The organism is Sporomusa sp. (genome assembly GCF_057736855.1).
In genome coordinates, this window is sequence record NZ_JBYKYF010000003.1 from 21,252 (window position 1) to 30,697 (window position 9,446).

10 protein-coding genes and 1 tRNA gene are annotated in these 9,446 nt (G+C 40.9%); 8 read left to right on the forward strand and 3 right to left on the reverse strand.

Annotation, left to right across the window (positions count from 1 at the left end; translation table 11 throughout):
• The 5 genes from atpB to AC29Z1_RS00540 all read left to right on the forward strand — a co-directional run.
• The coding region (atpB, locus tag AC29Z1_RS00520; RefSeq protein WP_488269498.1) for a F0F1 ATP synthase subunit A at positions 1–564 on the forward strand (564 nt) is incomplete at its 5' end.
• A 133-nt stretch (positions 565–697) separates the two neighbouring features.
• Positions 698–949 carry a F0F1 ATP synthase subunit C gene (gene atpE, locus AC29Z1_RS00525; RefSeq protein ID WP_488269499.1) on the forward strand — a complete coding sequence of 84 codons (252 nt, stop codon included), beginning with the start codon at positions 698–700 and terminating at the stop codon, positions 947–949.
• A gap of 256 nt (positions 950–1,205) precedes the next feature.
• Entirely contained in the window at positions 1,206–1,385 is a 180-nt protein-coding gene (locus AC29Z1_RS00530; protein ID WP_488269500.1) for a uracil-DNA glycosylase, read from the forward strand.
• 36 nt (positions 1,386–1,421) lie between these two features.
• Entirely contained in the window at positions 1,422–2,324 is a 903-nt protein-coding gene (locus AC29Z1_RS00535; protein WP_488269501.1) for an EamA family transporter, read from the forward strand.
• Entirely contained in the window at positions 2,308–2,757 is a 450-nt protein-coding gene (locus AC29Z1_RS00540) for a YaiI/YqxD family protein (RefSeq protein WP_488269502.1), read from the forward strand. The genes AC29Z1_RS00535 and AC29Z1_RS00540 overlap by 17 nt, the downstream gene beginning before the upstream one ends.
• Positions 2,758–2,811: 54 nt before the next feature.
• On the opposite strand, the gene AC29Z1_RS00545 is transcribed toward AC29Z1_RS00540, so the two are convergent.
• The 3 genes from AC29Z1_RS00545 to AC29Z1_RS00555 all read right to left on the reverse strand — a co-directional run bounded on the left by AC29Z1_RS00545 (position 2,812) and on the right by AC29Z1_RS00555 (position 7,573).
• Complete coding sequence (locus AC29Z1_RS00545) at positions 2,812–4,593, reverse strand: B12-binding domain-containing radical SAM protein (RefSeq protein ID WP_488269503.1); 1,782 nt, start codon at positions 4,591–4,593, stop codon at positions 2,812–2,814.
• Entirely contained in the window at positions 4,586–5,743 is a 1,158-nt protein-coding gene (locus AC29Z1_RS00550) for an N-acyl amino acid synthase FeeM domain-containing protein (protein ID WP_488269504.1), read from the reverse strand. The genes AC29Z1_RS00545 and AC29Z1_RS00550 overlap by 8 nt, the downstream gene beginning before the upstream one ends.
• Before the next feature lie 177 nt (positions 5,744–5,920).
• Positions 5,921–7,573, reverse strand: coding sequence for an ATP-binding protein (locus AC29Z1_RS00555; protein WP_488269505.1), 1,653 nt, complete (start codon positions 7,571–7,573; stop codon positions 5,921–5,923).
• 271 nt (positions 7,574–7,844) lie between these two features.
• Between AC29Z1_RS00555 and AC29Z1_RS00560 the strand changes: the two genes are divergently transcribed.
• The 3 genes from AC29Z1_RS00560 (at position 7,845) to AC29Z1_RS00570 (ending at position 9,148) form a co-directional block, all read left to right on the forward strand.
• The gene (locus AC29Z1_RS00560; protein WP_488269506.1) at positions 7,845–8,444 is read left to right on the forward strand and encodes a nitroreductase family protein; all 600 of its coding nucleotides are present in this window, start codon (positions 7,845–7,847) and stop codon (positions 8,442–8,444) included.
• A gap of 154 nt (positions 8,445–8,598) precedes the next feature.
• Complete coding sequence (gene tadA, locus AC29Z1_RS00565; protein WP_488269507.1) at positions 8,599–9,048, forward strand: tRNA adenosine(34) deaminase TadA; 450 nt, start codon at positions 8,599–8,601, stop codon at positions 9,046–9,048.
• A 10-nt stretch (positions 9,049–9,058) separates the two neighbouring features.
• Positions 9,059–9,148: transfer RNA gene (locus AC29Z1_RS00570), tRNA-Ser, on the forward strand.
• Positions 9,149–9,446: the final 298 nt, after the last annotated feature.

Sequence of the window (9,446 nt, forward strand, 5' to 3'; positions counted from 1 at the left end):
GTTATAGCCAGTAGGGGAATCACTTTGGTGCCGCGGGGCTGGCAAAATTTCGCAGAACTCATTATTGAGGGCTTGCTTAACCAAATTGAGGTTACTATCGGTCCTAATGGGAAAAAATTTGCCCCGTTTATTATGACTTTATTTATATTTTTGCTTATTTCTAATTGGTTGGGTTTGGTACCGGGATTTACGTCACCGACTAATGACCTAAACACGACCTTAGGATTAGCGTTGTTGGTTGTTGTTATGGTACATGGACTGACGATTAAGAATCGGGGCCTTATTTCCTATATAAAACATTATTTTAAACCTAATATTCTATTTCTTCCGATTAATGTCATTGAAGAGTTGGCCAAACCGGTTACACTGTCATTCCGTCTTTTTGGCAATATACTGGCTGGAGAAATTTTAATCATTATTTTGGGTATTTTAGTTCCCTTTTTTGTGCCAACATTATGGCTGGCATTCAGTGTATTTGTCGGCGTTATTCAGGCATTGATTTTTACTATGCTATCCATGTCTTATTTGTCAGGGGCAGTGCAAGACCATCATGATGAAGCCTAGCGGAAAATTCATAAATAAAATACAAAAATGCAGTTAGTAAAGGGGAGATATATCAAAAAACGTTCTGAGCTAGTGAGTTAAAGGACAACATGTAAGATTGTTTGAAATGCATCGTATTAGGGAGGTAAAAGCAATGGAACAGGCTATTATTATTGCAGCTTCAGTCATTGCCGCTGCTATTGTGGTTGGCTTGGCGGCGTTTGGCGCTGCGATGGGTGATGGACAGGTTACTGCAAAAGCGGTGGAAAATATTGCTCGCCAACCTGAGGCGAAAAACTCCATTCTTGTATCTATGTTAATTTCGGTAGGACTTATTGAATCTATTCCAATTATCGCCGCTGTTATTGCAATTGTTCTTGTATTTAGCAATCCGTTTTTAAAGTAAAAAACGCAAAGATAAGTTTAACAACAGAAAAAAATTCGTTTAAGTATATAGGACAGATGGCCTCATTCTAAAAAATAGGGTGGAGGTCATCATTTTTTGTGGTGTCAGGCAGTTCGCTGGCAGTATGGAATCTTTCCTGATCCTTAAGATGTACTGGGATTATACCGGCATAATGACAAGAAATTGTAAATTTGGTATAATAACATATTACAATCATGAAGTAAACGGCTTGACATGCTTAGTGATGAGGTGGCCAATGAGCGAGGTACCGAAATGTGTCAAATGCCAGTATTATTATATTACCTGGGATAAGACTTTCCCCTATGGTTGTAAGGCCATGGGATTTAAAAGCTATAAAAATCCTGCTGCGGTGGTAAAGGAATCCTCTGGTCAGGAATGTCTGGCGTTTGCCGAAAAAAATAATATTAAAAAGTAAATGTGCCTAGAAAGCACAAGGTAGGAGCCGGCAATAATGCGACAAACGGATATACTTATCGGGTTAGTGGTTGTTACTGTATGGGGGCTTAATTTTATTGCCATCAAAATGGGTTTACAGGATATTCCGCCACTATTATTGGTAGTACTGCGTTTTGCGTTCACCTGTATTCCGATGATTTTTTTTCTGCCAAAGCCGCCGATTGCCTGGTCTTGGTTGATTGCGTTAAGTTTAGCACTTAATGTAGGTCAGTTTTCTTTGCTATTTATGGGGATGAAGGTGGGGATGCCAGCCGGCCTGGCTTCGTTGGTGCTTCAGTCCCAGGCTTTTTTTACTTTATTGACAGGAATCGTGTGGCTGGGAGAAAAATGGCGTTGGAACCATCTGGCGGGGCTTGGTTTAGCAGGCAGCGGTATGACGCTGATTGCTTCCCAGCAGGGCGGTGAGTTGACGGCAACTGGATTTTGGTTGGTTATAGCTGCCGCGGCTTGCTGGGGTGTCGGCAATGTTATTATGCGTCGGGCTACTTTAGGAGTACAGGCTTTTCCTATCTTGTCTCTGATCGTTTGGATTGGGTTTTTGGCTATATTGCCGTTAATGGCATTGTCATTACTGCTGGAAGGGTATGATGCCTGGCTGGCTGTCTGGCAGGCACCGAGTTGGAGAAGCGTTGGGGCGATTGCTTATTTAGCCTATTTGGCTACTCTGGTTGGTTATGGGTTATGGGGAAAACTGCTTTCCCGCTATCCTGCCGCGGTGGTATCTCCGTTTGCCCTGTTGGTACCTGTGGTGGGAATGACGAGTTCATCCTTGGTGCTGGGAGAGGAAATTTCTCTTTGCCAGAAGTTAGGTGCTTTGCTGGTCATGATTGGTTTGGCAATACATGTTTTGGGCGGAAGCTGGAAAGTTGGGAAAACGTGTCATGAAAATCCTGGTTGATGCGGATGCCTGCCCCAAGGCTGTTCTGACGCTGTGCAGACAAATAGGGCATAAGTATGACATCCCGCTTTGGACGGTAGCCAGTTTTCATCATAATATTATTTCCGACCATCATATCCTTGTAGGCAGTGATTCTCAGGAAGCGGATATCAAAATCATAAATTTAACTGAGCCGGGGGATATTGTTATTACTCAGGATTGGGGATTGGCTACTATGGTGCTTGGTAAGACAGCCTACTGCCTCAGTCCGTTAGGCAGGGAATATCGGCCCGAAAAGCTTGAATTTTTACTGGAAGAACGCGAAATCAAGGCTAAATTTCGTCGGAGTGGCGGCCGAACCAAAGGACCAGCCAGACGAACTTCGGAAGATGACCGGCGCTTTGCGGCTGCACTGGAAAGGATTATAAGAAGAGTACTTGGGGATAAACGATAAATAATTGGGAACCGCGTTTGGCGGTTCCCAATTCTGTTTGCAGGTAGCAAAAATTTAACCCGCGTTAGTCAAATTTTCGTCTTTGGCTATATTTGTTACAGGAGTGCCCTGAATAAGAGGATTGGATTTTGCCAATACTTTGCTACTTTCATTTATTTTTTCTGTAATTTGTTTAATATAGTTGCTAGTGCCGCTGATTATATCAACAAAAGACGTTTTCTTAAACTCGAAGAGGTCGTCTTTTGAGCTATAACCAATGGCTTGGCTCATCATCAGATAGTCATCAGAAATGTTAATAGGAATACCCAGCTCAATGATAGCGCGATTCATACGACCGATTTCTTTGAGTATTTTTGGCATATCAAGGTCATTGAGCGTATAGTCCAGTTTGCGCCAGAACTCGACCGGTTTGTATATGGAGTATTCGTAGTTCATTAGTTCCTTGACAAAGTTTGGTCCTAACTTAAAGCCTAACTTTTCTCTGTCGTCAAACCAACCTGTTCCGGGGAATACACCAGGCGGGTTGATGATAACTGCGTCAGGATTGGCTTCTTGAATCAGGCTCAGATTTTGATCAAAGACATCCTCCAATGTTACGCCGGGAATGACAGGGCACGGATAGATCATTGACAACACCACTTGGCAGGACAGGCCTTCAGCCGCGGCTGCCAGCTTAAGGCAATGAATGGTATCAATGATGTCTTTGCGTGTTACCCCTTTGTTCATTATTTTGTCATTAATTTCGTCGTGACCAGTTTCGCCACCCAAGAACACGGCTCTGAGACCGGATCTGATCATCAGGCGATAACTTTCATAGACATACTCGGTTACTTTGATTGGCCGGGCAAAAATGGAGTAGTTAATTTTTAGGTGATTATCAAGAATCATTTGGGCAATGTCTCTGCCATGTCCCAGTGGGGTTTCAGAACTGCTGAAACGGAAAAAGGCGATGCCACGGCTAGTCATTGCCGTAATTTCTTCTTTAATTTCATCTAACGGGCGTGGCGTATAGTGGATATTCTGCCGGGTATGTGAACAAAAGTTGCACTTATTCCAAGTGCAGCCCAGTCCGTCGACCAAAGTATGAAACCATACCTTGTCTACCATGTCTACAGGTCTGTACTTAGGAACGGTAAAGGAATGGAACATATAGTCGCCTTGTTCATGATAGTGTCCGGTTTTAATTACCGGGAAAGAGTCAATTTCCTGTCGTACCAGTTCGAGGAAGGCAGCTTTTGTCGAGACAGTTTGCCTTTTGTTAAGCAAATGGGCAAGGATTTCTTCCCCTGGGCCCATTATGGCTAGGTCAAACTCATGGTTTGCCAGAACATACTCGCCATATACCTTTACATGCGGTCCGCCGGCAATCACCGTGGTTTCCGGATTTGCCTCCCTGATTTTTTGGGATAATTTAACACTCCAGGTATAGGGGGCTCCTCCCCAAACCTTAATTCCCACAAACGGAATATTATCGGTTTTTACTAAAGCAACAAGATTGTCGATAACTTTGTCCATATAATTTTTGCGGAAATAGAGAGCTAGTGATTGTAGCGGCCAAGCCAGCAGGAGGGCAAGCAGGGCTAATGGTTTGAACTTGCTGGCATACTGGTTTAATTGTAGCTTGACAAGTTGACGCAGTAGCCAGGTGCACCAACGGGGTACTCCCTTTTCGACACTGGAGACCCGTTGTTCATCGACCACATATACACTAAAACCGCGATCTTCGAGATAGGTACGAATGACTGCTAATCCATTTTCCAGTGCTGCATCAGAAGCAATGCGTTGTCTGGGGGCAAAGCTATTTACTAATAAAATATCAATACCTTTATTATTCATTTTCATTTCCTCCTTGTTCGGTTAGTGAGCAAGCAGCAACCTCACGGTTAGCTGAAATATTATTCAGTAAGATGTTAGCGGGATGCCGGTGGAATTGTTGATAACGGGTGAAAGCTTGTCCAGGTAAAACAAACACCTCAGCATCGGTTAAGGCTGAAACTGACTCAGTTTGGCAGTTTTGTTCTGGAAGTGCAAAACCGCCAAAATGGTCACCAGGACGCAATAGGCGTGACCCAGTTCTTGCATTGACCTGCAAAGTGCCTGAGATAAGAATGTATACATCGTTGCATGGGCTATCAGGGTATAGAATGCAGTCACCAGGCGAACAATGAAATAGTGCGCCGATTGCCAGAATATCCATAATACTCTCTTTATCAAGATGTTTAAATGCTGGAATGGTATGAGGAGAAACCAGTAATTGTTTGTGGACATGTTCCCATAAGCCTTCGCGAGTGACTAATTGAGTATTGATGTGTTTGGATGCTTCGGGGAATGCTTGTAAAAAGCGTTGTGATATATCTAAAGAATTTTTATATTTACGGACGTGGCGATAAAGTGGGGATTTAATAGCTTGAAAATGCGAAATCCCTTCAACCAACATTACGAGAGGAACAAGAAGTCCATATCCAGGATCGGTAAAGTTGCGGGTAAATCTTCTGAAACCCATTCGCTCATACAAAGGAATAAGGTTGGGGTTGCATCCTCCAAAGAAAAATGGAACTGCGCGTTCGCGAAGAATTCGGTATGTTTCTGCCAGTAGTAGAAAGAGTATTGGTGAATTTCGATATTTCGGTAAAATCGCTAATTTGGTGCCAAGGGCAAGATGGCAACTTGGTAGATCGGCGGAAAGTGCTTTGAAAGTATACATGTCAAAGGTTTTTGCTAGGTCGGCTGGGTAATTTTCAGCAGTGTCAATGGTAAGGCGAGTTGTACCAACAATGGAATGTCCGGATTGTACATACAATAAGATGCTTTGGTTATCAAGAGGATCAGAAACTTGTTTATTAAAAGTCTGCAGATTTTTAGCCATTTCCTGGACATAGACTTGATAGCGCAAACGATAAATTTCCTGTTTTTCCCAAGCGTGAGTGGCGATGCGAACTTGAAACGAAAGGTCGGTAGCATCATTCATTTTGCTTTTGCTCACCATGATAAAATCATCCTCCTTTTAATTTAGAAACGTCTGGGAAATACTAAATACAAGCAAAGGCATCACCTCCTTTAAAGGAAGATGGTAAAATTTTTATAATTTTGAAAAAAAATACAGAAAAATACAACAGGAAGTCCCATAGGGACTCCCTGTTGCAATAAATAGTTAACGTAATTATTAAATTTTAAATAATATACGGAAAGTTGTTCCTTGCTGATTTGAATCAACCTGGATAGTGGCTTGATGATCGTGTGCTATCCTGTAAACGACAGCCAGACCAAGGCCGGTTCCATTTTCTTTGGTAGTTAGAAAAGGTTTTCCGATATTATCCAAAATATGTTGAGGTATACCTTTTCCCTGGTCACTGACTGATAGGATTACATTGTCGTTTTCAACATAAGTCCGTAAGGTAACGGTTCCGCCAGGTTCCATGGATTCTAAGCCATTGCGAACTAAATTTAATAATAACTGTCGAATTTCTTTCTCATCAAGGTATACCGCTGGTGTTGTTTCATAGACATAGTGTACATCCTTACTCGAGGCGTTAGCGGCAGTTTTTAATAACGGGTAAATTCCTTGAATGATTTGGTTGAGTGGAGTTGGTTTTAGTTCTCGTGCTCGGTTTTTGCACAGAGATAGATATTCCTGGATAATTATATTCGCTCGATCAAGTTCACTAATTAACAGATTAAATTGTTCCTGGTAATTTGCGAAACATGGCTTTTGTTGAAAAAATTGTAAGTAACCTTTTACTGTTGTTAAGGGATTTCTGATTTCATGTGCTACGTTTGCCGCCATTTGGCCTACTGTATTTAATCGGTCTAAGCGAGAGACAGTTTGTTCCAGTTGTATACGTGTAGTAATGTCGCGGACGATCCCTTCAAAGCTGGTACATGTACCTTTATCATCAAAAATAGGAACGGTAGTTTGTTCAACCCAAATAATACTATGATCACGTCGGATAATACGCATAATCGTTGGAGTTGACGAAGTAGTAATTGGATCTTGTATAAGTTTTTTAAAAAGTAAGGTATCACTAGGATGAATTAAGGAGAAGAATAAATCGGGGATTTCAATAAATTCGCTGATATTGTAACCTGTGAGTTTCGTTATTGAAGGGCTGATATAGGTAATTTGGGGTACTGGTTTTAATTGGCAAAGGTAAATGGTATCTGCAGCATTTTCAGCCAGGAGACGATATTGATTTTCCTTTTCCACTAATTTTCTGGAATTTTGTTCTAAGTAAAGCATTAATATTCCACAGGCTATGATGACCCGTAAAATGGCACTTATCATAAATCCCCACGGGGCAAAACATTTATTACTAATAAAAAATGGCATATCGAGGGTATGTATTCCTAACCCCAAAAATGCTAGGCAGACTGCAACATTTCCCCATCCTTTATTTTCTGATAGATGCAAGAAGATCCACCCATGCCAAAAGTAAACATAGGCTACAAAAATAATTGTTGGCATGGTTTTTATTAGGAATGATACGTTAGTAAACATAGCTATAGTGGAGAAGATAGTAATTCCGATAGCCCCATGATACCAGCCTTTGCATGCCTTTTTTTCTAAGAATTTATTTGTTGCAAGTACTAATAGCAAATGGTTTATAGTTGTAATAAGTTGGACGGCTATCAGTTCAGTTAAAGAAAGTTTATGGAGAGGAGTACGGTAAAAAATTTGACATACAAAGTGGACGATCCAAAACAAGGTCCACTGTCCAATATAGGTTTGACGGTATAGAGTGAATAAAAAGAAGTAAACGATTGAGACAATACACGTAGCAGATAGAGTTACGACAACAGAAATCTCGTAAAAAGTCATTTACAAGTTCCTCCTCTAGCGCCCAACGTCTAATTCTACATTCTTTTCTACAATTTATTAATTATAGCATGCTATTTCTGCAAAACATGGAAAATAGTGACGAATTTGTTAATAATTTAATTAATTTAAGTGCTTTTTCTACAACAAAATAAAACAATTAATTGATTTTATTTGATCACAATGAATTGTGTTATGTAATACTTGCCTTTATGTTATACTAAAGACATAAGTCATTTTTTGAATCTAAGAGCATTCGATTGGAGGTAGTATTATGGCAAAAAACTTTTTGGACGCAGTAAAGGACAGAAGAACTTTTTATGCCATTAGTAAAGATTTTGTTACTACCGACGAACGCATTCAGCAAATTGTGGAAGACGCTGTTAAGTTCACACCATCAGCGTTTAACTCACAAAGTGGACGAGTAGTTATCTTATTGGGAAAACAGCATGATAAGTTGTGGGATATTATCAAAAATGAATTAAAAAAGATTGTTTCGGCAGAAACATTCGCATCCACTGAGGAAAAAATCAATTCTTTTAAAAACGGCTATGGATCAATTCTTTTTTTCGAAGACATGAAGATTGTCGAAAACCTACAAAATCAATTTCCTACATACAGGGATAATTTTCCAGTGTGGTCTAATCATTCTTCAGGCATGTTACAGTTCGTGGTTTGGACTGCTCTGGAAATGGAGGGTTTTGGCGTTTCCTTGCAACATTACAATCCGCTTATTGATGAAGCGGTTAGACAGGAGTGGGATATTCCGGGACATTGGAAGCTACTTGCCCAAATGCCTTTTGGTAAGCCTACTGCAGCGCCTGGTGACAAAGAATTTCAACCCTTGGAAGAACGCATTAAAGTTTATAAGTAGATATTTGGTTACCAATAGAAATAAGCCAAGAGCCCAATTAGGCTTCTTGGCTTATTATCCTGTTTACGCTAATATATGACATTGATTTTTTTCTGTTAGCAGGATATAATATCTTAGTAACATTTTAGGTAAGCCCATTCGGCGGTGAGATAGCGTGGATGACAACTATTATATGGGATTGGCGCTGGCTGAGGCTAAAAAGGCATTTGAGTTCGGCGAAGTACCGATTGGTGCAGTGTTGGTGATGGATAATCAAGTTGTGTCTGCCGCTCACAATATGCGGGAAAGTTGGCGTGATGCTACTGCTCATGCCGAAATCATTGTTATCAGAGAAGCTTGCCAAAAGTTGAATCGTTGGCGGTTGACTGGAGCTACACTTTATGTTACTATAGAACCGTGTCCCATGTGTGCCGGAGCACTTGTCATGAGCCGCATTGACAGATTGGTATACGGCAGTCCGGATTATAAAGCTGGAGCAGTAGAATCGTTGTTTAATATTGTACAACATTCCTCACTCAACCATCGGCTGGAAGTAACAGCCGGAGTCCGTACTGATGAATGTTCTGGCATTATGAAAGAGTTTTTCCGGTTACGCAGAAAATAAAATGATATACGGAGAGGTGTCCGAGTGGTCGAAGGTGCTTGACTCGAAATCAAGTGTCCTGTAACAGGGACCGTGGGTTCGAATCCCACCCTCTCCGCCATAAATTAAGGCTTTCAGGGGAGTATCCTGAGAGTCTTTTTATTACGTGGCAACAAAGTCGGCAATAATAAAATGGTTATCCTATTTTCTCGATGAAGACGTCTACTATATCTCCAAGAAATAAGTTAAGTATAGAAAATCTTCCTGAATGTAAAAAAGGAATACATCGATTCTAGCCAGTTTGGAAGATTTTTCACGTTTTCCAAACTTAGATACATAAATAAAAAAGAAGGCTTCTGCCTTCTTTCAGATTGTAGACAAAGCCGCTTTTATGCCGTAAGGCAAAAAGCGGCTTTCTA

Bases quoted from the DNA above. Each gene is read 5' to 3' on its own strand.
- atpE (WP_488269499.1), top strand. From the start codon at position 698: ATGGAACAGGCTATTATTATTGCAGCTTCAGTCATTGCCGCTGCTATT.
- AC29Z1_RS00530 (WP_488269500.1), top strand. From the start codon at position 1,206: ATGAGCGAGGTACCGAAATGTGTCAAATGCCAGTATTATTATATTACC.
- AC29Z1_RS00535 (WP_488269501.1), top strand. From the start codon at position 1,422: ATGCGACAAACGGATATACTTATCGGGTTAGTGGTTGTTACTGTATGG.
- AC29Z1_RS00540 (WP_488269502.1), top strand. From the start codon at position 2,308: ATGAAAATCCTGGTTGATGCGGATGCCTGCCCCAAGGCTGTTCTGACG.
- AC29Z1_RS00545 (WP_488269503.1), bottom strand. From the start codon at position 4,593: ATGAATAATAAAGGTATTGATATTTTATTAGTAAATAGCTTTGCCCCC.
- AC29Z1_RS00550 (WP_488269504.1), bottom strand. From the start codon at position 5,743: ATGGTGAGCAAAAGCAAAATGAATGATGCTACCGACCTTTCGTTTCAA.
- AC29Z1_RS00555 (WP_488269505.1), bottom strand. From the start codon at position 7,573: ATGACTTTTTACGAGATTTCTGTTGTCGTAACTCTATCTGCTACGTGT.
- AC29Z1_RS00560 (WP_488269506.1), top strand. From the start codon at position 7,845: ATGGCAAAAAACTTTTTGGACGCAGTAAAGGACAGAAGAACTTTTTAT.